General features: G+C 70.7%; 22 protein-coding genes and 1 pseudogene. 9 read left to right on the forward strand and 14 right to left on the reverse strand.

The window, feature by feature from the left end:
• Positions 1–9: 9 nt before the first annotated feature.
• The gene (locus Acy02nite_RS30515; protein WP_203747387.1) at positions 10–1,392 is read right to left on the reverse strand and encodes a YncE family protein; all 1,383 of its coding nucleotides are present in this window, start codon (positions 1,390–1,392) and stop codon (positions 10–12) included.
• 19 nt (positions 1,393–1,411) lie between these two features.
• Between Acy02nite_RS30515 and Acy02nite_RS30520 the strand changes: the two genes are divergently transcribed.
• A complete protein-coding gene (locus tag Acy02nite_RS30520; RefSeq protein ID WP_203747390.1) occupies positions 1,412–1,933 on the forward strand; it encodes a hypothetical protein in 522 nt (173 codons plus the stop codon).
• A gap of 2,558 nt (positions 1,934–4,491) precedes the next feature.
• Positions 4,492–5,535: a hypothetical protein gene (locus tag Acy02nite_RS30525; protein WP_203747393.1), complete on the forward strand. Its 1,044-nt coding sequence runs from the start codon at positions 4,492–4,494 to the stop codon at positions 5,533–5,535.
• A gap of 135 nt (positions 5,536–5,670) precedes the next feature.
• Here the strand turns inward: Acy02nite_RS30525 and Acy02nite_RS30530 are convergent, their stop codons facing one another.
• The 7 genes from Acy02nite_RS30530 to Acy02nite_RS46730 all read right to left on the reverse strand — a co-directional run bounded on the left by Acy02nite_RS30530 (position 5,671) and on the right by Acy02nite_RS46730 (position 12,888).
• Complete coding sequence (locus Acy02nite_RS30530; RefSeq protein ID WP_203747396.1) at positions 5,671–5,985, reverse strand: hypothetical protein; 315 nt, start codon at positions 5,983–5,985, stop codon at positions 5,671–5,673.
• Between the two features lie 149 nt (positions 5,986–6,134).
• Positions 6,135–7,073 carry a helix-hairpin-helix domain-containing protein gene (locus Acy02nite_RS30535; protein WP_203747399.1) on the reverse strand — a complete coding sequence of 313 codons (939 nt, stop codon included), beginning with the start codon at positions 7,071–7,073 and terminating at the stop codon, positions 6,135–6,137.
• 156 nt (positions 7,074–7,229) lie between these two features.
• The gene (locus tag Acy02nite_RS30540) at positions 7,230–8,570 is read right to left on the reverse strand and encodes an APC family permease (RefSeq protein WP_203747402.1); all 1,341 of its coding nucleotides are present in this window, start codon (positions 8,568–8,570) and stop codon (positions 7,230–7,232) included.
• Positions 8,571–8,656: 86 nt separating this feature from the next.
• Positions 8,657–10,516 (reverse strand): pectate lyase-like domain-containing protein, encoded by a 1,860-nt coding sequence (locus Acy02nite_RS30545; protein WP_203747405.1) that lies wholly within the window; start codon positions 10,514–10,516, stop codon positions 8,657–8,659.
• 181 nt (positions 10,517–10,697) lie between these two features.
• Positions 10,698–11,435, reverse strand: coding sequence for a class F sortase (locus tag Acy02nite_RS30550; protein ID WP_203747407.1), 738 nt, complete (start codon positions 11,433–11,435; stop codon positions 10,698–10,700).
• Between the two features lie 24 nt (positions 11,436–11,459).
• On the reverse strand, positions 11,460–11,930 hold the full coding sequence (locus Acy02nite_RS30555) for a hypothetical protein (RefSeq protein ID WP_203747410.1): 471 nt from the start codon (positions 11,928–11,930) through the stop codon (positions 11,460–11,462).
• Positions 11,931–12,228: 298 nt separating this feature from the next.
• Positions 12,229–12,888, reverse strand: coding sequence for a DUF2510 domain-containing protein (locus tag Acy02nite_RS46730; protein ID WP_239175360.1), 660 nt, complete (start codon positions 12,886–12,888; stop codon positions 12,229–12,231).
• Positions 12,889–13,067: 179 nt separating this feature from the next.
• Between Acy02nite_RS46730 and Acy02nite_RS30565 the strand changes: the two genes are divergently transcribed.
• The gene (locus Acy02nite_RS30565; protein WP_203747413.1) at positions 13,068–13,571 is read left to right on the forward strand and encodes a hypothetical protein; all 504 of its coding nucleotides are present in this window, start codon (positions 13,068–13,070) and stop codon (positions 13,569–13,571) included.
• 207 nt (positions 13,572–13,778) lie between these two features.
• Here the strand turns inward: Acy02nite_RS30565 and Acy02nite_RS30570 are convergent, their stop codons facing one another.
• From Acy02nite_RS30570 to Acy02nite_RS30580, 3 genes are all read right to left on the reverse strand, one after another.
• Positions 13,779–14,555: an ABC transporter permease gene (locus Acy02nite_RS30570; protein ID WP_203747428.1), complete on the reverse strand. Its 777-nt coding sequence runs from the start codon at positions 14,553–14,555 to the stop codon at positions 13,779–13,781.
• Positions 14,552–15,490, reverse strand: a complete 939-nt coding sequence (locus Acy02nite_RS30575) for an ABC transporter ATP-binding protein (RefSeq protein ID WP_203747443.1) — start codon at positions 15,488–15,490, stop codon at positions 14,552–14,554. Before Acy02nite_RS30575 ends, Acy02nite_RS30570 begins: the two co-directional genes overlap by 4 nt.
• 144 nt (positions 15,491–15,634) lie before the next feature.
• Positions 15,635–16,270 (reverse strand): PadR family transcriptional regulator, encoded by a 636-nt coding sequence (locus Acy02nite_RS30580; protein WP_203747446.1) that lies wholly within the window; start codon positions 16,268–16,270, stop codon positions 15,635–15,637.
• A gap of 148 nt (positions 16,271–16,418) precedes the next feature.
• Here Acy02nite_RS30580 and Acy02nite_RS30585 point away from each other — a divergent pair, with 148 nt between their 5' ends.
• The 4 genes and pseudogenes from Acy02nite_RS30585 to Acy02nite_RS30600 all read left to right on the forward strand — a co-directional run.
• On the forward strand, positions 16,419–16,697 hold the full coding sequence (locus Acy02nite_RS30585; RefSeq protein ID WP_203747449.1) for a hypothetical protein: 279 nt from the start codon (positions 16,419–16,421) through the stop codon (positions 16,695–16,697).
• Positions 16,682–16,825 (forward strand): hypothetical protein, encoded by a 144-nt coding sequence (locus tag Acy02nite_RS30590; RefSeq protein WP_203747452.1) that lies wholly within the window; start codon positions 16,682–16,684, stop codon positions 16,823–16,825. Before Acy02nite_RS30585 ends, Acy02nite_RS30590 begins: the two co-directional genes overlap by 16 nt.
• A 10-nt stretch (positions 16,826–16,835) precedes the next feature.
• Positions 16,836–16,991 (forward strand): sensor histidine kinase, encoded by a 156-nt coding sequence (locus Acy02nite_RS30595; RefSeq protein ID WP_203747455.1) that lies wholly within the window; start codon positions 16,836–16,838, stop codon positions 16,989–16,991.
• 23 nt (positions 16,992–17,014) lie between these two features.
• Positions 17,015–17,464 (forward strand): annotated as a pseudogene (locus Acy02nite_RS30600) (LuxR C-terminal-related transcriptional regulator); the annotation flags it as partial.
• Between the two features lie 4 nt (positions 17,465–17,468).
• Here the strand turns inward: Acy02nite_RS30600 and Acy02nite_RS30605 are convergent.
• Positions 17,469–18,962, reverse strand: a complete 1,494-nt coding sequence (locus tag Acy02nite_RS30605; protein ID WP_203747461.1) for a M28 family metallopeptidase — start codon at positions 18,960–18,962, stop codon at positions 17,469–17,471.
• A gap of 239 nt (positions 18,963–19,201) precedes the next feature.
• Between Acy02nite_RS30605 and Acy02nite_RS30610 the strand changes: the two genes are divergently transcribed.
• Together Acy02nite_RS30610 and Acy02nite_RS30615 are read left to right on the forward strand one after the other, a co-directional pair.
• Positions 19,202–20,806, forward strand: coding sequence for an alpha/beta hydrolase (locus Acy02nite_RS30610; RefSeq protein WP_203747464.1), 1,605 nt, complete (start codon positions 19,202–19,204; stop codon positions 20,804–20,806).
• Between the two features lie 1,215 nt (positions 20,807–22,021).
• Positions 22,022–22,360 (forward strand): PRC-barrel domain-containing protein, encoded by a 339-nt coding sequence (locus Acy02nite_RS30615; RefSeq protein WP_239175361.1) that lies wholly within the window; start codon positions 22,022–22,024, stop codon positions 22,358–22,360.
• Positions 22,361–22,492: 132 nt separating this feature from the next.
• Here the strand turns inward: Acy02nite_RS30615 and Acy02nite_RS30620 are convergent, their stop codons facing one another.
• Positions 22,493–23,236 (reverse strand): hypothetical protein, encoded by a 744-nt coding sequence (locus Acy02nite_RS30620; RefSeq protein WP_203747470.1) that lies wholly within the window; start codon positions 23,234–23,236, stop codon positions 22,493–22,495.
• 82 nt (positions 23,237–23,318) lie between these two features.
• The gene (locus Acy02nite_RS30625) at positions 23,319–24,095 is read right to left on the reverse strand and encodes an ABC transporter ATP-binding protein (protein WP_203747473.1); all 777 of its coding nucleotides are present in this window, start codon (positions 24,093–24,095) and stop codon (positions 23,319–23,321) included.
• Positions 24,096–24,104: the final 9 nt, after the last annotated feature.

Genomic DNA, 24,104 nt, shown 5'->3' on the forward strand with positions numbered 1-24,104 from the left:
GCGTACCGGTCAGCTCTCCGCCGCCTTCAGCACCGTGATCGCCCCGTCCCGCCCCGCGGTCACGAAAAGCCGCAGACCGTCCGGGGACAACGCGATGACCCGTGGGCTGTCGCCGACCTTGACCGTGGCCGCCACCTTCCGCTCCTTCAGATCGAGCACCGACAACGTGTCCGAGCCCTCGTTGACCACATAGGCGTGGACGCCGTCCGCGGAAACGATCACCGCCTGCGGCAGCTTGCCCACCGTGTAACGCTGCGTCAGTTCGAGGGTCGTGGTGTCGTAGGTCTCGACGGTGTTGACGTCGTAATTCGTCACCACGACCGTCTTGCCGTCCGGCGTGACGGCCACGCTGTGCGGGGAGCGCCCGACCGAGATGTTGGCGAGCACCTTCAAGCTCGTCGTGTCGATCACCGACATCTTGCTGGACTCGTGATCCGAGGTGAACGCCCGCGTGCCGTCCGGCGTGAAGTCGATCCAGTGGGGGTTCGGCGGCACACTGATCTGCTGCTGTTTCGCCAGCGTCTGCGCGTCGTAGATCTCCACCCGCGCCCCGTTGTGGATCGGCAGCCAGACCCGCCCGTCCGGCGCGATTGCCGGCTCGAACGGCCGTGGCCCGGTCTTCACGGACGTGATCACGGTGCGTTGCGCGGTGTCGATCACCGCCATCCCGTTCGCGCTGAAGTCGTTCTCGAACATCGAGACGTAAAGCCGCGAGCCGTCCTTGGACAGCGCCAGGAAGCGGGGCGTGTTCGGCACCGCGAGCGAGCTGACCTTCTTGCTCGCCGGGTCGACGAAGAACACCGCCTTGGCACCCTGGTCCGCGACGTAGACGGTGGCGTTGTCCGGTGCGACGGCGACGCCCTCCGGCTCCCGCCCGACACCATTGATCGCGTCGGTCACGACAGGCTCGGCGAGGCTCGCCACCGCGGGCGGCGCCGACGGGCTCGCCGGAGCGGCCGACGGCGGAGGCTGCTGTTGTTGCTGGGTCGCTGTCGCCGTCGGCGCGGCGGTCGGCTCGGGGCCGTTGCGGCTGGCGGTCCAGCGGATGCCCAGGTAAGCACCGCCCGCGAGGATCAACGCGAGCAGCAGAATCCCGGCCACCCTGAGGCGCCGCCTGCCGTGCGGCGGATCCTGGACACTGCCCGGGGCACCCGGCCCGGGCGGCTGCTGCCAACTCGGCGAGGCCGGCCAGCCGGCGGGCGACGTCGGCCAGGTGGTGTTTCCGCTGCTGGGCTGCCAGTCGCTCGGCTCGGCCGGCGCTGCCCAGCTGGGAGTGCCTGGCGAACCGGCGAGTCCGGTCCCGGCGGTCCAGTCGTCCGGGCCGCTCCACGAGACCCGCCCGGACGACGCACCCGCGAGCCCGCCACCGATGCCGCCAACCGCGTCAGGCACGTTCCCACCGCTCGGTCCGGTGGGCGCGCCGGTGCTGACGGGCCCGTTCGCGTCGCTCGGCCAGTGGGGTGCGCCTGTGCTGACGGGCCCGTTCGCGCCACCCGGTCCGTTGGGTGCGCCTGTGCTGACGGGCCCGTTCGCGCTGCCCGGCCCGGCGGGTGCGCCTGTGCTGACAGGTCTGTTCGCGTCGCCGCGCCCGGTGGTTGGCCCGCTCGCACTGACGGGCCTGTTCGCGTTGTCGAAACCGCTGGTCGGCTGGTTCGTGCCGGTGGGTGCATTCGAGGCGGGGATCCGGCTGCCCGCGATGGGCGCGTCGGGGTGGAAGTTGCCCGGCCAGGTGCGCTCGTCGCCGGCTCCGGCGGGGCTCGGTGTGGCCGCCGATCCTGCCAACGGGTTCACGGTGGCCGGCCAGTCGGCGCCGGCGACGGTCGCCTCGTCGCCCTGTTGCAGCGGGTGCGGCCAGCCTCCGGCCGCGGCCGCTGCAGCGCCCTCCGCCCAGGGATCCACCGGGGCGCCAACCGGGTTCCCGCTGCCGGGCTGATCCGGCCAGGACTCTCCGGAGGTGGCAGCACCCGGCCAGTCGCCGGGATGGCCGGTGCCCGGTGCAGTCGCTGCGCCAGGCCACTGCGGGGCGAAACTTGCCCGAGGAACGGCGGTTTCCGGCCGCTGCCCCGTGAAACCCGCGCGCGGTGTCGCGGCGTCGGTCGCCTGCTGATCCGTCGGCGTTGCGGCCGTCTCCGAGCGTTGCTCCGTGACGTCCGGGATGGGCGGTGGGGTGGACTCCGGCGGTTGCTGGTCCGGAGCTCTTCGGATCGGGACCCTGGATCCGGAGGTGGCGGCTTCTGGGCGGTGTTCCGGGGAGTCAGGGGAGTCCGGGCCCGAGACGGCTGATGCCGGGGTGGGAGATTCTGGCTGCTGGGCAGTGCTTCCTGCGGAGCTTGGCTGCCACCCGAAACCGGGCTCCGCCTGGTCGAATGGGCTAGTCCCGCCAACTTGCGCGGGGCCTGACCCGGTGGAGGAACTGGCGGACGGTGACGTGCTCCGGGCTTCGGCGGCTGCCATCGGAGTGGCCGGGGAGCCGTGATCCGGTGCGTCGTCGTCGGCGTCACGGGCCGGGCCGGGTGAGCTCTGGTTCATCGGTCGGCTCGGCGACGAGGTGGCCAGCCAGCTCCCGACGAAGCCCCCTGCTGCAGCGGCCGCTACCCCGGTCGTGCCCGCGCCGGAGCGTTCCGTCGGGTCGTTGCGGGACTCGCCGTCCGGGGCCGTGCCGGCTGAGGACGGCGGCGGGCTCACGGCTTGCGAAGCGGGTTCGACCTGCTGAAGATCGGCTTCGGTGAGTTCGGTTGCCGGGGAGAGGTCGTCGGCAGGGTCGCTGGGACCGCCGTTCCCGGTGACGGGTCGATGGCCGCCGGAGGCTGCGTCCGACCAGGCCGGGGCCACGTCCGACCAGGCTGGGACGTGTTCGGGCGCGGCCGGTGTGCCCTCCCGGGAGGAGGATCCGGGTTCGGGCTGCTGGGCCGTGGCCGGATGATCGTGGTCCGGCTGGGATTCCGGGGCACGCCGCGGTTCCGGGACTCTGGGCGAAGTAGGCCACGGGCCGGAACTGTCCGCGGTGATGGCCGGCTCCGCCGGCGTGCCGGGCCAGATAGCCGTCGCGCCGGTTCCCGCTGCGGCTCCGGCGGTCTCCTGGCTGGTCGTGCCGGTTCCCGTTGCGGCCTGGGCGGTCTCATGGCTTATCGCGGCGGTTTCCGCTGCGGCGTGGGTGGTCTCGTGCCCGGTCGTGCCGGCGCCCTCGTCCACCTGCGGCGGGGGGACGAGGTTGGGCATGGTCACCTGCGACGAGGCGTCAGCATCCGCGGAGGAGGCCTCGAAGTCGGCGGTGGCGTCCGGATGGCCGAGTGCGCCGGACTGCGCAGCCTGACCGCCGGTGAGCGGCATCGCGGCTGGGAGTCGGGGGACGCGCTGGGTGGTTTCCATGTCGACGACAGGCGGTTGATACGGGACGTGCTGCGTGGTCTGCATGTCGACGGCAGGCGGTTGATGACGAACGTGCTGTGTGGTCTCCACGCCGATGGGAGGTGATTGATAGGGGACGTGCTGGGTGCTCTCCATGTCGACGGTGGGCGGTTCGTCGTGGACGGGCTGTCCTTGAGCGGGCGACTGGGCGGATGGCCACGCGGAGCTCACCGAGGTGGGCGTCGGGCCGGTGTGCTGGCCGGCTTCCGGGGACTGTGCCCACCAGGTGCCGGTCGGCGGGGTAAGGCTCTCGGTGGTTTCGCCGGATCGGGAAGCCGACCGGGCGCCCGGGCGATGCGGTGTGCCTGACCAGGGGCCGCGCGGCGTCTGCGCGGCAGGTTCCGGCTCGGACGCCGCCGGCTGCGGGGCGTGGGGCTGGGCCGGGCTCCCGGGCTGCTCTGGGGCCGTGGCGTAAGGCTGGACTGGGCTTATGGGCCGCTCCGGGCCTGGGTCCTGGCGCTGCACGGCCGTTGCTTCGGTGCGGTCGGCCGGGTCCTCAGCCGGTGTTGCCGTGGGTTGCCGGTTCTCCAGGTTCGGCCGACGGCCGGTGGGCGCGGCGGATGTCGGCAGGACCAGCGGCTCGCCGGGCGGCCTCGGCGCTGCGACGGGCGGCTTGGGCGGCGTGAAGGGCTGGCCCGGCGGCGTAACGGGTTGCCCTGGCAATGTGAAGGACGAGCCCGGCGGCGTGAGTGGTTGGCCTGGAGGCGTGAGTGGTTGGCCCGGCGGCGTGAGTGGTTGGCCTGGAGGCGTGAGTGGTTGGCCTGGCGGTGTGAGGGCCTGACCGGGCGGTGCCGGCACGGAAAAGGGCTGGCCAGGCACGGTGAGCGGCCGCCCGGGTGGAGTCGGAAGCTGGGCCGGAGGCGCCGGCGGATCCGACGGGGTTGACGCTACTGGGGTGGTCGGCGGTGGAGTGCGGTCCGGGCCGGGTACTGGAGTGGCCGGCGGCGAAGAGGATTCGGCGGACACCTCGCCCGCGACGGCGAGCTGGGCGGACCCGGCCGGCCCCGTGATGCTGACGGAACCGGCGAGCCGACCCGCGGCAGGGAGCCACGAAACCCGCAGCTCGTCGCCCTCCACCTCGGCGTGCAGGCCGTCCCCCGACACGGTCACCGTGGACGCTGCCGTCAGCGGCGGGCCGGTGATCTGGACCCGTACCGTCAATGGCTGGGTTCCTGGAGCAACGCGGCCGAAATCGATCGTGGATGGGGTGAGTCGCAGGGAGGTCCGCCGGAGCGCCGCGGAAGCGGCGGCGGCGACGCGGTCGTTGCCGGTGGCCATGCGGCTCAGCGTGGCGCGGGCCTGGGCGGCCTGGTCGAGGTCGGCGCCGGACGCTGCCGCGGCCAGTTCGGCGATCAGGCCCATCTGGTCGCTGCCGGGCTTGCGGACCTTGGCGACGTACGGCTGGCGGCCGGTTCCGAAGACCCAGTGACGTACGGAAGGGTCGCGTTCCCGCAGGTGCTCGAAGACCTCGTCGATGCCGATGTAGCCGTCGCGGTTCCGGTCGGCGGCGCCGCCCCGGATGCTGTCGGCGAGCAGGCCGGCGAACGTGGGCGGCTCGGGCCGGGCCGCCGCGGTGATGACCACGCGGCTGCGGGACTCGGCGGAGCGCGCGGCGGGAAAGTACGCCCCGGCGTCGACCGGGCCGCCGGTGCGTCCGTCGAGGACGATCACGACCTGACCGGCGAGACTGCGGTGCATCAGCGCGTCGAGCCGCGTCACGTCGACCGCGGTGTCGGCGGGCCGCTGCATGACGGTGTCGGGGGTGGCCAGGTAGAGGCCGCCGCTGGGGCCGGTGAGCAGGATGCCGCGGAAGTAGACCAGCAGGCAGTCGTCACCGCTCCGGCCGTCGCACAGGGCCTGCAGCCGCTGGTAGACGTGCCAGGTCTCCGGGTCCTGGAGGAATTCCATCTCGAACCCGCCCAGGCCGGGATCGCCCACGACGGTGGCGAGGGATCGCACGTCCGCCGAAGGAACCGCGTATCTGCGCAGCACCGGATCGTCGTGGTGTTCGACCGTCACCACAACTGCCAGTCGTCGCCCGCTCATCGCATCACCCTTGGTCCATGGTGCGACGTCCGGGGCCGAGCGGGAACCCCTGGGAGATTACGAACTGTTCCCCGGCGGTGACCTTCGGTTGTTGATCTTTGTCGGGTTCTGGCCGTTGTGCGGCGATCTAGCTGGTCCGATGTGGTCTTGGACGGGTTGCCGGGCAGGATCCCGGCGACGTGCCGATTTCACCGGATCCGGCATGTCGGGGATCCGTCAGACCATCACATCGAGGGCCCGGCCGTAGGGGAGTTCCTTCTCGGTCTCGGTGACCGTCCGCTCCTTCGCGACCGCGGCGCTCTCGGCCTGCACGGCGATGTCGGCGACCTTGCCGGCGGCGGCGTTCCGGAGGCCCGCGATCCGGGTGACCTCGGCCTCGGCGGCGGCGACGGCGGCCCGGTCGGCGGTGATCGTCCGCGCGTCCGCCTGGACCGGGATCAGATCCTGGGCCAGCTGGCGGCGGGAGTTCTGGAGCCGAGCCCAGGCGGCGTGGCTGTCGGACGACGACGCGGTGGCGGTGATCGTGGTCATCGAGACCTCCTGAAGAAACTTGCTGGCAACCGGACAGCCCCTCACATCGGCGGGGGCGCTCCTGACTTGCTACTTCTTCGGGGTCAAGTTCGCGTGAGCTGGGCAACAACGAAGGGTCCGGCCACCCGGAGGAGGCCGGACCCATCCGGTCAGCCTGCGGCGCCGGCCAGTTCGCGGGCCTTGGCGGGCCAGGAGACCAGGCTCGCCGAGCCACGCATGCCGGCCGCGGCGATGGCCTGCTTGAGCTCGAGCGCGTCGGTCTCGGCGAGTTTCGCGTACGTGGTGATCCCGGCCGCGGCCAGCGCCATCGCGACCTTCGGGCCGATGCCGGGGATCTTGGTGAGGTCGTCCGGCTCGTGGACCGGGGCGGGAACGATGTCGTCGACCGTGATGGGCTCGACGATCGGGGACGCCTCCTCGGCTTCCTCCGAGACCGGCTCGTCGATGAACTCCTGACCGACCGGGACGGGCTCGGCCGCGGGGGTGACCGGCTCGGCGGCGGCGACAGGTTCGGGCGCGGTGAAGGGCTCGGGCGCGGTGACCGGCTCGGCGGCGGCGACGGGCTCCGGCGCGGCGACGGGCTCGGCAACAGCGACGGGCTCGGCAACGGGCTCGGCAACGCTGGGCTCAGCGGCCGGCTCGTCCACCGGACCAGCCTCGTCGGCGACCGGCTCGATGATCGTGGTCGTCTCGGCGGTCTCGATGACGACCGTCTCGGCGACCGGCTCAGCAGCGACCGGCTCGGTGACGTGGTCGTCGGACGAAGCGGAGGCGGCGACCGGCTCGGTGACGTCGTCGTCGAAGGAAGCGGAGGAAGCGGAGGAAGCGGGCGAAGCGGAAGAAGCGGGGGAGGAGGACGCCGAGGAGGCCGGGACCGGCTCGGTGACCGCGTCGTCCGAGGAGACGGCAGGAGCGGCAGGAGTAACCGGAGCGACGGGCTCGGCCACGACCGGCGCCGCCTCGATGACGGCCGTCGACTCGGTGGACTCCGCGACCGGGGAGGACGCAGGCGTAGCGACCGCGGAGGACGCAGGCGTAGGTGTAGTGGTGGATCGGGCGGTCTCGCTGGCAGCAGCCGGTGCGGTCACCGCGGGAGCCTCAGCCCCACCGCGGCGACCACGAATGAACCATCCGGCTATCAGACCGATCACGAGCCCGGCCACAAGGGAGAGAATTTCTGCCATATCGGCCTCCGGGCTGGAGATGAGGGTGCATGTGGTAGCGGGCAGCTTCGCACATCACCTTCAGTGACCACGAGCAGGGTGCTCCGTCCTGCGGTGCACCGCGTAGGTGATCGCCCACAGCACCACCCCGATCACCAGCAGGATCCCGGCGACCCGATAGTCGGTGGCGGCCCGTCCACTCAGCGGGCTGGCCAGGAACGCGCAGGCCAGAGCCCCGAGCACCGGGATCACCGTCGGCGCCCGGAAGTGGCGGTGCGTGACCCGGTCGCGCCGCAGCACCAGCACCGCCACGTTGACCACGGTGAACACGCAGAGCAGCAGCAGCGCGGTGGTCCCGCCGAGCGCGGTCAGGTCGGCGAACCAGATCAGCCCGAAGGCGATCAGCGTCGTGAAGACGATCCCCACCCAGGGGGTACGCCGTGACGCGTGCACCCGTCCGAGAATGCGCGGCAGCACGCCCTCGTTCGCCATCCCGTACAGCAGCCGGCTCGCCATCATCATGTTGATCAGCGCGCTGTTGGCCACGGCGAACATGGTGATCCACGCGAACACCGAGATCGGGAACCCGGGCGCCCCGGCCTGCACGACCTTGAGCAGCGGGGTCTCGCCCTCGCCCAGCGCGGCCGGCGACACCAGCGCGACCGAGGAGATCGCCACCAGCACGTAGATCACTCCGGTCAGGCAGATCCCGGTCAGCATCACCTTCGGGAACGTACGCGACGGGTCGCGGGTCTCCTCGGCCATGTTCACCGAGTCCTCGAAGCCGACCATGGCGAAGAAGGCGAGCGCCGTCCCGGCGGTCACGGACAGGATCACGCTGTCCCCGGGCTGCGTGTTGAAGTCCCCGAGCCGGGAGAGGTCGCCCTTGCCGCCGGTGAGTGCCAGCGCCCCGATCACGATCACGATCAGCAGCCCGGTCAGTTCGACGCAGGTCAGCACCACGTTGGCCTTGACGCTCTCGCCGACGCCACGGAAGTTGACCAGCGCGACCAGGAGCATGAACCCGAGCGCGACCAGGGTGGTGGGCACGTCGGCGTGCAGGGCCGAGCCGAAGTTCCCGGCGAACGCCTTGGCCGCGCTGGAGGCCGAGGTCAGCCCGGAGCACATCACGGCGAAGGCCACCATGAACGTCAGGAAGTGCAGGCCGAACGCCTTGTGCGTGTAGAGCGCGGCGCCGGCCGCCCGCGGGTACTTGGTCACCAGTTCGAGGTAGCTGAACGCGGTCAGCAGCGCGACCACGAACGCCAGCAGGAACGGCAGCCAGACCGCCCCGCCGACCTGGTTGGCGACTTTCCCGGTCAGCGCGTAGACGCCGGTGCCGAGGATGTCGCCGATCACGAAGAGCAGCAGGAGTCCCGGCCCGATCACCCGGTTGAGCGAGGGTTCGGTGGTGGTGGTCATCACGTCCGAATACCCAAAGCCCGGCCGAAAAGTAACACGGCGGTCACCCTCCGGAAAGGGTGACCGCCGCGGCTCTCACAACGCGATCACGGTACGGCCGGGTACTGGTTCACGTAGACCGGCACGCCGACCTTCGTGGTGTCGGCCGTGTCGCCCACGCCGTTGACGACGTGGTCGATCACGCCGGCGCTCAGGTTCACCGTCATGATGTGGTGCAGCTGGACGCCCGGCTTCTGCGGGACCTCGAAGCCGTTCTCGGTGTGGATCGACGGGTTGTTCTGGTTGAAGACGTAGACGCCCGCCCCGTACAGCTGGTGGGTCTTGACCTTGTCCCCGACCTTGTAACCCGCGTAACCCTCGACCTTGCCGTTCATCCAGTCGGCCTGCGTCGGCGGGTCGTAGGGCAGCTCGTTCTGGTAGAGCACGGTCGTGCCGCCGTTGCCGTTCCAGATGGTGTTGTACTTCTGGAAGTGCTCGACGAACAGGCCGGTCGCGGTCACGTCGTCACCGTTGATGATCGCGCCGTACGTGCCGATGTTGGTCTTCCACCGCTCGGTGTCGCCGCCGGTGAAGCCCTCGACGCCGTGGTCGGCGCGCCACACCCAGGTGTGGTCGATGAGCACGTCGTCGCTGTTGACCTCGAGCGCGGTCGTGGTCTTGCCGACGTGCGGGCCGCCGACGCGGAAGTACACGTCCTGCAGCGTGGTCGGGTTGTTCGGCTGGGTGAAGCCGTGCCCGTGGCTCCGGCCGACGCGCAGCAGCGCTGACGACTTCTGCGTGCCGGCGTCGATGGTGAGGCCGGCGACGACGACGCCGGGGACGTCCTCGATCTGCAGCGGGGTGGAGCCCTTGACCGCGGTCAGCGTCGCGTGACCCAGGCCCAGCACCACGGTGTTCGGCCGCCACACGTCGATGCTGCGGTCGATGTTGTAGACCCCCGGCGTGAACAGGATGTTCTTGCCGAGCGTCGCGGCCAGGTTGATCTTCGCGGCGGAGTCACCCGGCTTGGCGACGTAGAAGTCGCTCAGCGGGATGTTCCGGCCCGGGGAGTCCCAGGTGACGCCGGACGTGTTGCGCTGCGCGGCGGCGACGTGGACCTGGTACTTGCCCTTGGCGTCGACGAACAGGTACGGCTTCTCCCGGCTGACCGGGGTCTTGTCGAGAGTCGTGTACGGCGGGTTCGGGAACGCCGAGTCGTCGGGAGCGCCGACGACCCCGGAGAAGACCTGGTTCCACACGCCGTTCGACCAGCTCGCGACCTCGCTGTTGCGGGTGAGCCACTGCTGCTGCGAGCCGTTGGTGGTGGCCGGCAGTTTGCTGTCGGCGATGAAGCCGCCGGAGGCGTACTGCGGACCGGCGGTGCAGTAGTCCATCAGCGACAGTGTGCCGCCGGTGAACTGGGTGCGGCGCAGCGAGACCGCCTGCGAGACGCCCCAGAAGTTGGCCGTCTTCCGGCAGTCGTCCTGCCCCGCGCCGTTGATGTTGACGGTCAGGTTGCCCACGGTCCGCCAGAAGTTGACCAGCGCCAGGCAGTTGCTGGTGCCACCGTTCTCCAGGCAGCGGTTGTAGACCTCGACCTTGCCGTTGATGACGACGTCACCCGGGTTGGCACCCAGGCCGGCGAGCTCGGTGTAGTACCCGACCTTGATCTGCAGCGGGTGCTCGGCGGTGCCGTAGGTGCCCGGTTTGAACAGGAACGCGTACCGGTCGGTGCCCATCTCGTTGTCGACCTGCTTGGCGTTCACGGCGTCCAGGGTTGCCTGGATCTCGCTGACCGGCTGGCTCGGGTCGAAGACGGTCACGTTGGCGCCCAGATCGGGCGAGTTGGTCTTGGGATGCGCGGCGGCCGGCGTCGCCTGCGCCGTCACCGCCGTGAGGACTAGGCCGAGCGCGAACGCTCCGGCGGTGGTCCGGCGCGCAGCGGTGCGCCGGGGAGAAGTCGTCATGCGAAGGAGCCCCTTCCGAAACAAGATCGCAATGATCCACGTCACCGAAGCAATCGGCTGCCCTCCATGTCAAGAGCGCTCTCAGCGCGTACCCCCGCCAATGCGGGCAAGCCGCCCAGGTTCCGGAACTTCGATGCCCGTCCGAGACGGAACCGGTACCGAGAGCGCTCTCTCGCGGGCGCTATGGTAGGGCCGTCGCGAAGACCACGATGTTGCTCCGATAGCTGCCACGGTCGCGGTCGAACGAGCCGCCGCAGGTGATCAGCCGCAGCGCCGGCCCGGGCGTCGGCCCGTAGACCGCCTCGCTGGGGAAGGCCTTCTTCAGGTAACTCGCGACCTTCGTGACCTTGAACGTGACGACGGTCCGGCTGTCGCCGCGCACCTCGATCTCGTCGCCGGGCTTGAGCTCCCGCAGCCGGAAGAAGACCGCCGGGCCGTCCCTGGCCGTGTCGACGTGACCGACAATGATCGCCGGGCCGGGCGCGCCGGGCGTCGCCGAACCCCGATACCACCCGGCCGGGGCGTCGGACCGCAGCGGCGGCGTGTCCAGGGTGCCGTCCGGACGCAGGCCGATCGAGGTCACGGCGGTGTGCACGCCGATCGCCGGAATGTCGAGCCGCGCCGGCGGTTTGCCCGGCCTCGCGGGCTGCCTCGTGCTGGTGCTGGTGCTGGTGCTCGGGCTCGGCGCGGGGACGTTATCCCACGTCAGCGCCGCTGTCTCGGGTGTCTCGGGCGCCGCGGCCTCGAGTGCCGGAGGCGGCAGCGCGTCGTCGGTGAGCAGGCCCATCACGGTGATCGTCGAGCCGAGGACGGCCAGGACCGCCGAGAACGCCGCCGCCCGCGGATTCCGGATCCGGAAACCCCGCCAGCTCCGCTCCGGCCCCGGCAGCCCGGCGCGGCGCGGGCTCCGCCGTGTCATCAAGGACATCTGCGCGTACGGCCGTCAGTCGCGCGCCGTGCGACCGACCGCGAACCGTGCGGTGATCAGCGCCGCCACCAGCAGGAACACGCCCGCCACGAGGAGCGACACCCGCCGCCCGGTGAGCCCGCTGCCCCCGCCCGCGTCCACCCCGCCGGCCGGGGTCGGCTTCGTGCTCGCCTTCTTGCCGGGCGACGACTTGGTCGCCAGCGGCGTGGTCGCGGCCGGGTCAACCCCCTGGCCGCCGTTGCCGGTCGGGGTCACGGTCGTCTTCGGTGACAGCGTTCCCGGCGACAGCGTGCCCGGCGAGGCCGGCCCGTCGACCGGCGGCAGCGTCTCCGCCGACGCCGTCGTCCCGGGCAGCGCGGCGGTGTTGTCGTCGCCGGCCGTGTTGTCGCAGAAGGACAGGGTCAGGGCGAGCAGGATCAACAGCACGGCCGCCGCGCCCAGCGCGATCAGCCAGTTCCGGCGTTGTTCCGCCGCGTGTTCGGCCATCGTGGACCTCCCGGGGACGCCGGGCCGGCAGTGAGATCGCCACGTTACCGGCCGCCGTGGCTGGCCGCGGCGTTCCGTCCATGATCGGTCACTGTCGGCCACTTCCGTCGTTGGCCGTCCAGTACCCAATCAGGACAGTTTTCAATTCCCGCCCGACTGTCATCCTCCTTGCACCTGTCACGGCCCCGGCTGGCACTCACGGCTGATTTCCGGCCCGGCGGGAGCCGTGAGCGCCAGCCGGTCACCGCGACGGCGAGGCATTGCTGGGGCGGGGTGCGCGCGTCGCGGTCTCCCGTGGTCAGCGCAGCAGCAACGAGTAGACGACCAGGGCGGCCAGGATCACGGCGGCGAGGCTGGCCAGGAGCAGGGGGTGGGTGAGCAGGCCGGTGGCGTGGCGGGCGCCCGGGCGCCTGTCCGGCTCCGGCGACGCGCTGTTCCCGAAGGCCGACAACGCGTCGGCAGCGGACAACGCCGGATGATCGTTCGTCAGGGACACCGCCGAGGGCATCGACCCACCGTCGACCGGCGGCATGGCGTAGCTGATCTGTTCCGCGGCCGGCGCCGGCAGCGCGCCACCCGAGCTGCCGTCGCGCCCACCCGGATACCCACCCCCGGCAACCCCGCCACCGCGCCGCTCGCCCGCGGGTCCGCCTCCGCTCCGGTCACCCGCGGGTCCGCCTCCGCTCCGGTCACCCGCGAGGCCGCCGGTGGCGCCGGTCGACCGGGTGGCGAAGAGCGGCGCCGACTCCGGATCGGAAGGGACCACGGTGTGCGCCCCGGGCACGAGCGGCCCGGACGGCGCCACCTGCGGGAAGTAGCCACCCAGCCCGGCCGTCGGCGGCAGCACGGCCGCACCGGGCTGAAGGTGGTCGGTCCACTGCTGCCCGTCCCACCAGCGGGTCGCGGGCAGGCCGCTCGGGTCTGCGTACCAGCCGGCAGGCTGCGCGGGGATCGTCATCGGCGCGGGTCTCCGTTTCCCGTTGCGGTCCAGGACTGCCGCATCATCGGGCAGCGGCTCCCCGCCTTTAGGGTCTGTCCGGCGGATCACCCCGGGGCCGCGGCGTGGCCCAGACCCGAGCGAACCGCGCGGTGATCAGCGCCGCTCGGCGGTGGACACGGGGCGATATGAACGGAGGCATGCCGGATTCGCTGTTCCAGGAGTCGGACGTCCCTCCGGACGACGTGGTGCCCGAAGCCCCGGCGCCGGATGCTCCGATGCCGGATGCTTCGCCGCCGGTGGCGCCCGTGGTGCTGTCCGGGCTGGCGGTGGTGCTCGGCGTGGCGGCGTTCGCCCTGCTCGTCCGGCTTCTGCTGGCGATGCGGCGGGAGTTGTACGAGACGCACGCGGTGGCGGAGCACGCCGGTCTCCTGACCCTGGCCGGTGCGGTCGTGGTGGTGCTGGCCGGCGTGTTCCTGCTCGTGCTGACCACTCGGCGCACCGGGCGGCGCGCGATACGGATCGCCGCGGTCGCCATCGCCGTGGTCGGGCTTGTCCTGGTGGTGTCGACCGTTTTCACCGCATTCTTCGCGTTCTACCGCGTGCCGGACGACGTCGGATTCTTCCCGCTGGCCGGCATGCTGATCGCCTATTCGATCGCGGGGGTCAGCCAACTGAATGCCGCGGTTCTGCTGTCGGAGTGAACCGGCCGGACTTCGGCGGCCCGAGCCGAGCCGGGGCGGTCGGCTGGGGTCGGGGTTTCGGTCTGACCGTGCCCATCCACGGAGATCGCCCTTGCGGGCTGAGCGTTCTGGGCGCGCCAGCGCCCTGCTCGGCCCGGAAGGGTCCCCGCGGGAGCGACGATCCGGACCACAGCGGAGAGGGGACATGAAGCTCTTGATTCTGAGCTCTTAAACCGATTTCTGGTACGCGCGGAACGTGCGCGTCGAGAGCACCAGCATCACCACCGCCAGGATCAGCAGCCAGCCGCCGCGGCTCGCGACGACGCCCCAGTCCGGTTCTGATCGCATGGCGGCGCGGGCGGCGTCGAGGGACCAGTTGACCGGGTTGAACTCGGCGATCCGGCGCATCCATGCCGGCATCAGGGTCGACGCCATGAACGCGGACGACAGGAACGTCAGCGGGAGCAGCAGCAGCGTGTTGATCCCGATGATCGTCTCGCGCTGGCGGGCCAGCATGCCGACCGTGTTCGACAAGGCGCTGAAGATCGTGCCGAGCAGCAGCGCGGCCAGGAGCATGACGATCAGGCCGACCGCGCCGCCCGGGTACGACGCACCGGCGAGCAGACCGAGCAGGATGATCGCGCCGACCTGGACGGCCGTGGACAGCGCCTGCTCCAGGACCAGCGAATTCATGATCGCGCCGCGCGCCACCGGGGTGGTGAGCAGGCGGTTCAGGGTGCCGCGCTCGATCTCTTCGAGCACTCCCATGCCGGACCACATGTTCGACGAGACCGCTGTCATCGCGACGACGCCGGGGATGATGTAGTCCAGGTAGGAGCCGCCGCCGAAGCCGGGCAACTCGACGACCTTGCGGAACAGGTTGCCGAACAGGAACAGCCAGATCGCCGGCTGGATCAGCAGGATGAGGACGAACGCGGGCTGCTTGACCAGCACCTTCAGTCGCCGGTTCGTCATCCACCAGGTGTGCGTGACGAGCGTGGTCATGACGCGAACCGCCGTCCCGCGTGGCGGAGATAGACGTCGTCGAGCGACGGGCGGGCGACGGTCACCGTCGCGACGCGGATGCCGGCCGACTCCAGGGCGGCCAGAGCGGCGGGCACGGCGGCCGCGCCGTCGTCGGCACGGGCGCTCAGCGTCCGCCCGTCGAGGGCGACGTCCCGCAGGCCCGCGACGTGCGAGATTGCCTGCCGCGCCTGCGGCTCGTCCGGTGGCTGACGCAGCTCCAGGTGTACGGCGTCACCCCGCAACTCCCCTTTGAGCTGCGCCGGGGTGCCCTCGGCGACGATCCGCCCGCCGTCCACGATGGCGAGCCGGGCGGCGAGCCGGTCCGCCTCGTCGAGGTAGTGGGTGGTCAGCAGGATGGCGATCGACTCGTCGGCGGCGAGCCGGCCGATCTCGGTCCACATCTGGGCGCGGCCCTCCGGGTCGAGCCCGGTCGTCGGCTCGTCGAGGAAGAGCACGCCCGGCTTGTGGACCAGGGCGAGCGCAACGTCGAGGCGGCGCTGCATACCGCCCGACCAGCCACGGACCGCGCGGTTCGCGGCGCCGGCCAGGTCGAAGCGTTCCAGCAGCTCGTCGACGCGGCGACGACCCCGTACGCCGAAGATCCTGGCCTGCAGCGTGAGATTGTCGCGACCGCTCGCCGCCGGGTCCAGCGCGGAGCGCTGCGGGACGACGCCGATCTCGCGGCGCACCCGATCGGGGTGCCGCAGCACGTCGTGGCCGGCGACGGTGGCCCGGCCGGAGTCGGGACGCGCCAGCGTCGTCAGGATCTTGACGGTGCTGGACTTGCCAGCGCCGTTCGGCCCGAGCAGGCCGAACACCTCGCCGGCGCGGACGGTGAGGGTGAGCCCGTCGAGGGCCCGCACCCCGCCGGGATAGGTCTTTCGCAGATCTTCTGCCGTCACGGCATCAGTCATGGTGATCCTTCTCCAGATCGCCACGGGCCGTGTCCCGGTTATCCTTGTTGCTGCTACACGCCTCGGATGACCAGGCCGTTCCCGCGGCCGGTTGATGGGGCAACGGCCCCGGCCGGTGTTCCCGCACCGCCGGGGCCGTTCTTCTTACGTCTCCGTCATGAAGTCGGAGAGGTCTTCCGGGAGTTGCCCGGTCTCGTGGATGCGCCGCCAGGTGGCCATTCCCGGCATCGTGCCGGTGCGCAGCTCGTCGAGCAGCGCGGTGATCCAGGCAACCTCGGCCTCCCGCATGGCCAGGCGATATTCCGCCTCGACCAGGAAGAGCCGGGGCACCTCGTGGACCAGGGTGCGCAGGTCCTGACGCATCTTGTCGTTCTCGAGCGCGAGGATGCCGAGCCGCTGCTCGAACAGCTCGATCACCTCGTCGGGCGGGAGCACGCCGACGACCGAGAGGGCCGCCTGCAACTTCGGGTACTCCGCGGCGGGGGTGCCGACCAGCTCGCGCATCCAGTCGGTGAGCTCGTCACGGCCGGCCGGGGTCAGCCGGTACACCGTGCGCTCGGGCCGACGGCCTTCCCGGACCGTCTCCGCCGCCTCGATGAAACCGTGCTTCTCCAGGTTCTGCACGACCGTGTAGAGCGAACCCCACTGGATCTTGATGTCGGCGTCCTTGCCGAATGCCTTGAGCTGGGCGGCGATCTCGTACGGATGCAAGGGCCGGATGCTCAGCTGCGCCAGGATGTGCAACCCGAGCAGGTTGCCCACCTTCCGTCGCTTCGCCATCTCGCCTCCCCAACCCTCTCGCCGCCGAATGCTCGCAGCCGAGTATTACGCATCCGAGCGCCGGAGCGGAAGACCCTGTGGTTTTCCGCAGGTGAGGTCGGCGGGCCGCCACATACCGCCGGAAGCCGGGAATTCCTAGCGTCTTCGGGTGGCGTTCGCCCTCGGCGAGCCCGCGCCACCGCCGATCACGATCAAGACCCGCCGCGCGTACGGCTATCTCGCCGCCCGCCTCCCGCTGGCGCTGCTCGCCGCGGTCGTCGCCGGCCTGCTCGTCGTCGGGATCGCGCTGGCCGGCATCGTGGCCCGGGCCGTGGTGACCGGCGCCATGAGCGTGCCGGACGCCCTGGCGCAGGCGTTGCTCGGCGTGGCCCTGCTGACCATGAACCTGCAGGGGATCACCGCGGTGACCGGATGGAACAGCGCCTGAGTCGGAACCTGCTGGAGCCCTCCGGCAGCCGGGAGGCGTTGCGCGCCCGGATCCGGGAGCTGGCCACCAGCCGTGCCGAGGTGGTCGAGGCCGTCGACGATCACCGTCGTGATCGGAGCGAGCGCTGAGGGGGTCCGGATGCGTGTCCACGACGACGGCGTGGGCGGCGCCGACCCGGACGGCACCGGCCTGCACGGTCTGGCCCGCCGGGTCGCCGCCCTGGACGGCCGCCTCGAGGTGGACAGCCCGGCCGGCGGCGGGACGACGATCCGGGTCGAGGTGCCGTGCGCCTAGTTCTCGCCGAGGACTCGGCGCTGCTCCGGGCGGCGCTGGAGATCCGCCGCCGGTGGCCGGGCACGGCGGTGCTGGTGCTCTCGCAGTACGTCGAGAAGCGGTACGCCACCCAGTTGCTCGCCGTCCGGTCGGAGGGCGTCGGATACCTGCTCAAGGACCGGGTCGCGCACGTCGGCGACTTCCTCGACGCGCTCGCCCGGGTGGCCGCCGGATCCACCGCGCTGGATCCCGAGGTGGTCCGGCAGCTCATGTCCGGTCGCGCCGATCCGCTGGAGCGGCTGACCCCGCGCGAGCGGGACGTGCTGCACCTGATGGCGCAGGGCCACACGAACGCGGCCCTGGCCACCCGGCTGCACATCTCGCAGAGCGCGGTCGAGAAGCACGTCAACACCATCTTCGACAAGCTGGACCTGATCCACGTGACCGGGTACAGCCGCCGGATCCTGGCGATCCTGCGCTATCTCGGTTCCTGACCGGTCACGACTTGGTGATCACCACGTTGTCGACGGCGGCCTCGACCAGCGACGCCGTGCCGGTGTCGGCGGCTTCCACCTGCAGGCGGATCGTCTGACCCGCGTACGCGGAGAGGTTCGCGGTGGCGGTCGTCCAGGCCGCCGCCTTGTTGCTGGCGGCGGCGTTGAGGTTGATCAGGGTCGCGCCGCCGGCGATTCTGATCCGCAGGTAGTCGCCGCTGGTCGCATTGTTCAGGTGCGCCAGGTACCACGACAGGTTCAGCGTCAGCGTCCCGCTCGGCAGGGTGATCGCCGGTGACGTCAGCGTGGTCACGCCCCCGTCCACGTCGTTCGCGCCCGCGCTCGATCCCGCCGTCGCGCCGGTGACCAGGGCGTACGTCCCACCCGCGGCGGTACCGAGCTGGGTGGTCACGCCGGAGCTGCTGGTCGCCTCCGGGTCGCCGCGCTCGAACCGGCCCGAGGTCGCGGTGTCAGTGGTGCCGGCCGTCCAGCCGGTCGCGGTCTCGAACCCGTCCGACCAGATCGTGGTGCCGGTCGGCGGGGTGCTGCCACCGTTGGCGAGCGTCCAGACCGCGTACACGATCGCGTCCGAGTTCCGGTCCAGAGCCGTGTCGTTGATGTTCGCCGACGTGTCACAGGCCCGGTGGTAGCAGGGGTCGAACGCGGTGGCCGTGCCACCCCAGAGCGCGACCTGCGCGGACGTCTTGGTCCCCTCGGCCCCGGTGAAGATGCCACCGGCCGGGATGCCGGCGCTGATGAACGGGCCGTAATCGCTGCGCCCGTCGAAGTCGGTGCCGCGGGTCGGGACCCCGATCGAGGTGAAGTAATCGGCGAGCGTGCGCTCGATGGCGGCGGAGCCGGCCGGTCCGGGACCCGATCCGGTGTTGTCCGAGTTGTCACCGTCGTACAGGAAATAGCCGGGGTTAGGGGAAGCGACCATGTCGAAGTTCAGATAACCGGTGATGGCCGCTTTCTGCGCACTCGTCAGGGAATTGACGTACGCCGTGGAGCCGCGCAACCCGAGTTCCTCCGCACCCCACCAGCCGAACCGCAGGTGCCGGGCAGGCTGGAAACCGGACCGGGCCACCTGCAGCGCCACTTCGAGGTTCGCCGCCGAGCCGGAGCCGTTGTCGTTGATGCCGGGACCGGCCGTGACGCTGTCCAGGTGCGCGCCGACCATCAGCGTGTCACTGGTGTCGCCGCCGGGCCAGTCGGCGATCAGGTTGTATCCGGTCGCGCCGTTGTACGTGAAGCTCTGCTGCGTGGTGGTGAAGCCGGCCTGGTCGAGCAGGCCTTTCACGTAGGTGACCGAGGCCAGGTAGCCGGGCCGGCCGTGCGCCCGGTTGCCGCCGTTCGCGGTCGCGATGCTCTGCAGCTGGGCGAGGTGGGCCTTGACGTTGGCCACCGGGATGTCCGGAGTGGCGGCCGCGGCCTGGGCGGGGGCGGGAGCGGTGGCGAGTCCGGCGATCAGCACGGCGGCACCGATTATCGAGCGCAAGGGGTGTCCCTTTCTTCGGGGGCAAACGCATCGATGAGCATGACATTTGTCATGGGTCTCCCGGTCATATCAATCACTACCTATTTCCGGCCCTCGCCCTCGTTTGATCCGGCGCCTCGATCCGGTCAGGAAATTCGCCGTAAAGGTTGTGCCACATCTCCATGTCTGGATAACTAGTCTGCGGAGATCGCCCGGGCCCACCACGGCCCGCAGGGCGTTTCGTCAACGGAAGGCAAGGGATGCGCAAAATCCTGGCGGCCACCATCGCCGCCTCGGTCGGCCTCCTCGTCGGCGCCGGCACGATCCCGGTCGCCGCGGCGGCCCACACCGGGCACGACAGCGGTGGCTACACCCCGCCGGCCATCGACTGGGGTACCTGCACCCGGGCGAGCCTCAAGGCCCGTAACGCCCAGTGCGGTTTCCTGGTCGTCCCGCTGGACTACGCGAAGCCGAACGGCACCAAGATCAAGATCGCGGTGTCCCGGATCAACCACAAGAGCACCGCCGACAAGTACCAGGGCGTCATGCTCACCAACCCGGGCGGTCCCGGCGGCTCCGGCCTCGGCCTGCCCGTCATCGGCGAGACCGTGCCCAACGGCGCCGGTGACTACTACGACTGGATCGGCTTCGACCCGCGCGGCGTCGGCTCCAGCGTTCCGGCACTGTCCTGCGACGTGAACTACGCCGGCTACAACCGGCCGTACTACGTGCCGGTCACCCGGTCCCTGGAGAAGACCTGGCTGAAGAAGGCCACCGACTACTCCAAGGCGTGCGACAAGGCCGGCGGCGCGCTGCTCGACCACGTCAAGACCACCGACTCGGTGGCCGACATGGAGAGCCTACGCAAGGCCCTCGGCGCCAAGCAGATCAACTACTACGGATTCTCGTACGGGACGTACCTGGGCCAGGTCTACGCCACGTTGCACCCGGACAAGATCCGCCGCTCGGTCTTCGACGGCGTCGTCGACCCGCGTCGCGTCTGGTACGACGCGAACCTCGACCAGGACGTCCAGTTCGACAAGAACATGGACGTCTACTTCGCCTGGATCGCCAAGTACGACGCGGTCTACCACCTCGGCACGACCGGCAAGTCGGTCAAGGCGAAGTACTACGCGGTGCTCAACCAGCTCCGCAAGTCCCCGGCCGCCGGCAAGATCGGCCCGGACGAGTGGAACGACATCTTCGTCTCGGCCGGTTACTACGTCTACGGCTGGCAGGACGTCGCCGACGCGTTCGCCGCGTGGGTGAACGAGAAGGACGCGACGCTGCTCCTGGCGAACTACGCCGAGCCGGGTGCGGTGGGCGCCGACAACAACTACGCCATGTACCTGGCCACCCAGTGCAGCGACGTGAAGTGGCCGACCAACTGGTCCAAGTGGCAGCGGGACAACTGGAAGATCTACTCCAAGTACCCGTTCATCACCTGGAACAACGCCTGGTACAACGCGCCCTGCATCAACTGGGGCGCCAAGCCGGGCAAGCCGGTCACGATCAGCGGCAAGAAGGCACCATCGGTCCTGCTGATCAGTGAGACCAACGACGCGGCGACGCCGTACGCCGGTGCGCTGCAGGTCCGGAAGCTCTTCCCGAAGTCCGTCCTGATCGAGGGCGTCGGCGGCACCACGCACGCCGGCTCGCTCAGCGGTGTGGCCTGCACGGACGACACGATCGCGAACTACCTCGCGACCGGCGCCCTGCCCAAGCGGGTCAACGGCAACCGGTCCGACAAGCAGTGCGAGCCGGTCCCGCAGCCGGACCCCACCGCGGTCAGCACCTTCAGCAAGAAGACCGCCACGGGCGAGAGCGGCCGGGACGTCATCCGCGCCGCGACCCCCCGCGGCTGACCCTCCCGAAACAAACGGGCCGCGCCGGCTTCGGCGCGGCCCGTTCCACGTCCAGGCCACCAGAACAACGTCGCGGCCGTTCCACGTCCAGCCGCGGAAGCAGCATCCCGCCGTGCTCTGCCCCGCCCTGTTCTACCCCGCGGTCGTGTGGGCAGCGTCGCGCCTTGTTCTGCCTGCGGCCGTGCGCGCAGCGTTGCGCCTTGTTCTGCCCCACGCTCTGTTATTCCTCGCGGCCGCGAGACTTGGAAAAGGCACACCGAAATGTCGGTGGACCACGCCCGCCAGAAACCTTCCCGCCACAGCAACAAACTCCAAGAATGGCAGCTCTGACCTGAACCACCGCCCGGTGACCACGACGGACCCGGCGGCATTCCACCTCATCGAGTGCCACCTTGACCACCATCACACACCAGCCGACTAAAACAATGAAGAACCCAGCCTGCCCACGGCCGGCCGCAAGCTGAGCGCTGGCCGGTGCGAGCGACCCAGGCGCAAGCTGAGCGTTGGCCGGTGCGAGCGACCCAGGCGGAAGCTGAGCGTTGGCGGGTGCGGGAGACCGAGGCGCAAGCTGAGCGCTGGCCGCTGCGGCCGACCCGGACATGTGCTGCGGCGCAGGCTGCGGCAATGGTGATGGTTCACGAGGATCTTCGCCTGCCGTTGGGGCCGCAACCGGAACCGGCGGGCTCGCAGCGGGAGCCGCTGGCTTCGTCGGAGCGAGGACCTCCTTCCGCCGCTGGTCATCGCCCGCGGTGACGGCAGCCCACGCCGCCGAAGCACCCCATCCCACCCGGACCAGTTTCCGTGCATGGCGCTGACGTAAACCCCAAGCACGATGCCGTTCATGTTCACGCCGAAACTCCTCCGCCTCCGCCGAATAGTTGCGCGACAGCGTGCGGTCCCGCATTCCGGCGAGCTCGGCCCGGTTGAACAACGACATCTGTGCCACCATTTGATTATCCCAGCCCGAGAAAGGCTGCTGTAAGCGCCAGCTCGTGCCAAAAACTATTTCCTCCGAGCGGCACCGAAAAGGAGATAAGCGACGTTCGGCGCCAAGGCCGGAAGCTGCAATAGCGGTTAGGAAGGCCGCGCTGATGTAGGGCATGCAGCCACGGCTCGCAGACCTCGGGCAGCCGCGCCAGCCCCTGAGGACCGTCCACGCGGCGTTTCGAGTTCCTGCCCGGGGGAAGAACAAGGAGCATGTTTCCGGCGGAGAACTTGCGTGATTGGCGTGGCCTGAAAGTCATCGACCCGGATGGCGACAAGATCGGTGACCTCGAGGCGGTGTATGTCGACACGGCCACCGACGAGCCGGCCTTCGTCACCGTGCGCGTCGGGTTCATCGGCCGTCACCGGCTGGCCTTCGTGCCGCTCGACGGCGCGACCGTCAAACCCGACGCGGTCCGGGTGCGGTACGACAAGAAGCTCGCCGGGGACGCGCCCTCGATCGACATGGACGGGGAGCTGGCGGCCACCGACGAGCCGCGGGTCTTCGCCCACTACGGCGTTCCCTACACGCCCGGCGTCGGCGGGGAACGGCGTCTCGCCCGGCGCTGAGCTCCCAGTCCGATCGTGCCGGACGCCTCCCGCCCCCCGCCGCGATCGGTCCCCCGCGATCGGCCCGCCGCGATCGGCCCCAGCTTCAGCCACCCCGAGCTGCTCGACTGGGTGACCTGCCGGAAGCCGACCTCAGACCTCGAGATCGGCGCAGGACCGTTCGTACGCAAGCAGCGGCCGCACCCGCAGCGCCACCTGATGCCCGTCGTCCGTCGTCCAGCGCGTGCCGGTGGTAGCGGTCCGGACTGCCGCGCGCACCTCGCCGGCACCGGTGATCAGGCACGGCCGGGACGGGTAGCCGGGCATCCCGGTCGCGGGCGTGGTCAGCGGCCACGGCCGTACGTCGGAGGCGCCGTCCCCGTCGGCCACGATCACGACCGCGACCCGCTCCGGGAGGTACGTGCCGGCGGCAGTGCCCGCCCGGGTGGCGGCAGCGGCGAAGTCGACGACCCGGCCCCGGTCGCCGCCGTCGGAGATGGACGGCGCGATCACCGACGTCTCGTACCGTGCGGTGGCCGACATGATCCGGACCACCAGGACGGACGCGTCGGGCACGTCGTCGCCGTAGCGGTGCGACGCGAAGAGATCGGCGCCGGCCGCCTGGTCGTAGAGCCGGGTGACCTCGTCGGCGGTGAGCGTCCGGCGGTCACCGGTGACCACGATGCCCTGATCCGCGGCGGCCAGCACGGCGGTGCCGCCGGCCAGCAGCGTGAAGGCGGGCAGGGCGTAACGGGAGGCGGCCGGGGCGAGCCCGGGGTACCGGCGGATCACCAGGATCGGGTCGGTGCCGGTCCGCGGCGGGACCGGTTCGGCGCCGCCGCCGCAGCCGGCCAGCGTGACCAGCAGGACGAGGAGGCCGGGAATCGGTGACGTCATGGGACTGGGACGCCGTCCAGGGGCAGCGGTTCCGGCGCGGGGCGATGCCACGCCGGAACGACACCTCAGCGGTACGGCGTGATCACCGTACCGCTGCCTTCTTCGCCTTCTGGATCTGCTCGTAGACGCGCGTGCGCAGTTCCACGAACCTCGGATCGGCCCGGGTGTTCAGCTGGTCCCGCTCGGCGGGCAGGTCCACCACCAGCTCGTCCTGCACCACGGTCGGCGAGGAGGACAGCATGACCACCCGCCGGCCCAGGTAGACCGCCTCGTCGATGTCGTGCGTCACGAACAGCACCGTCACCTTCAACCGCTGCCACAGTGACCGGACCAGGTCCTCCAGGTCGGCCCGGGTCTGCGCGTCGACGGCAGCGAACGGCTCGTCCATCAGCAACGTCTCCGGCTCGTACGCCACCGCCCGCGCGATCGCCACGCGCTGCTGCATGCCGCCGGAGAGCTGCCACGGGTACGCCGACGCGGTGCCGCTCAGGCCGACCGCGTCGAGCGCCGTGTCGACCAACTCGCGCCGGCGGGCGCGGTCCACCTTCTTCTGCTTGAGCGGCAGCTCCACGTTGTCGCGCACGCTCATCCAGGGGAACAGGCTGCGCCCGTACTCCTGGAAGACGACGGCCATGCCGGGCGGCGGGCCGGTGACCGCGTCGCCGTTGACCCGGACCGACCCGGAGGTCGGCGTGAGCAGGCCGGAGATGCAGCGCAGCAGCGTGGTCTTGCCGCAGCCGGACGGGCCGACCAGGCAGACCAGGTCACCGTTGTCGACGGTGAAGGTGAGGTCGCGCAGCGCCTCGACCTCCCGGCTGCCAGAACTGTAGACCTTTCGCAGGCCTTTGACCTCGAGCATCGTGGCCCT

Source organism: Actinoplanes cyaneus, from assembly GCF_016862095.1.
Lineage (GTDB): Bacteria > Actinomycetota > Actinomycetes > Mycobacteriales > Micromonosporaceae > Actinoplanes > Actinoplanes cyaneus.

Excerpts from the sequence above, each read along its gene's own strand:
- Acy02nite_RS30595 (WP_203747455.1), top strand. The coding sequence starts at position 16,836 with ATGCGTGTCCACGACGACGGCGTGGGCGGCGCCGACCCGGACGGCACC.
- Acy02nite_RS30590 (WP_203747452.1), top strand. The coding sequence starts at position 16,682 with ATGGAACAGCGCCTGAGTCGGAACCTGCTGGAGCCCTCCGGCAGCCGG.
- Acy02nite_RS30555 (WP_203747410.1), bottom strand. The coding sequence starts at position 11,930 with ATGGCCGAACACGCGGCGGAACAACGCCGGAACTGGCTGATCGCGCTG.
- Acy02nite_RS30625 (WP_203747473.1), bottom strand. The coding sequence starts at position 24,095 with ATGCTCGAGGTCAAAGGCCTGCGAAAGGTCTACAGTTCTGGCAGCCGG.
- Acy02nite_RS30610 (WP_203747464.1), top strand. The coding sequence starts at position 19,202 with ATGCGCAAAATCCTGGCGGCCACCATCGCCGCCTCGGTCGGCCTCCTC.
- Acy02nite_RS30580 (WP_203747446.1), bottom strand. The coding sequence starts at position 16,270 with ATGGCGAAGCGACGGAAGGTGGGCAACCTGCTCGGGTTGCACATCCTG.
- Acy02nite_RS46730 (WP_239175360.1), bottom strand. The coding sequence starts at position 12,888 with ATGACGATCCCCGCGCAGCCTGCCGGCTGGTACGCAGACCCGAGCGGC.
- Acy02nite_RS30550 (WP_203747407.1), bottom strand. The coding sequence starts at position 11,435 with ATGACACGGCGGAGCCCGCGCCGCGCCGGGCTGCCGGGGCCGGAGCGG.
- Acy02nite_RS30540 (WP_203747402.1), bottom strand. The coding sequence starts at position 8,570 with ATGACCACCACCACCGAACCCTCGCTCAACCGGGTGATCGGGCCGGGA.
- Acy02nite_RS30575 (WP_203747443.1), bottom strand. The coding sequence starts at position 15,490 with ATGACTGATGCCGTGACGGCAGAAGATCTGCGAAAGACCTATCCCGGC.
- Acy02nite_RS30620 (WP_203747470.1), bottom strand. The coding sequence starts at position 23,236 with ATGACGTCACCGATTCCCGGCCTCCTCGTCCTGCTGGTCACGCTGGCC.
- Acy02nite_RS30545 (WP_203747405.1), bottom strand. The coding sequence starts at position 10,516 with ATGACGACTTCTCCCCGGCGCACCGCTGCGCGCCGGACCACCGCCGGA.
- Acy02nite_RS30565 (WP_203747413.1), top strand. The coding sequence starts at position 13,068 with ATGCCGGATTCGCTGTTCCAGGAGTCGGACGTCCCTCCGGACGACGTG.
- Acy02nite_RS30530 (WP_203747396.1), bottom strand. The coding sequence starts at position 5,985 with ATGACCACGATCACCGCCACCGCGTCGTCGTCCGACAGCCACGCCGCC.
- Acy02nite_RS30570 (WP_203747428.1), bottom strand. The coding sequence starts at position 14,555 with ATGACCACGCTCGTCACGCACACCTGGTGGATGACGAACCGGCGACTG.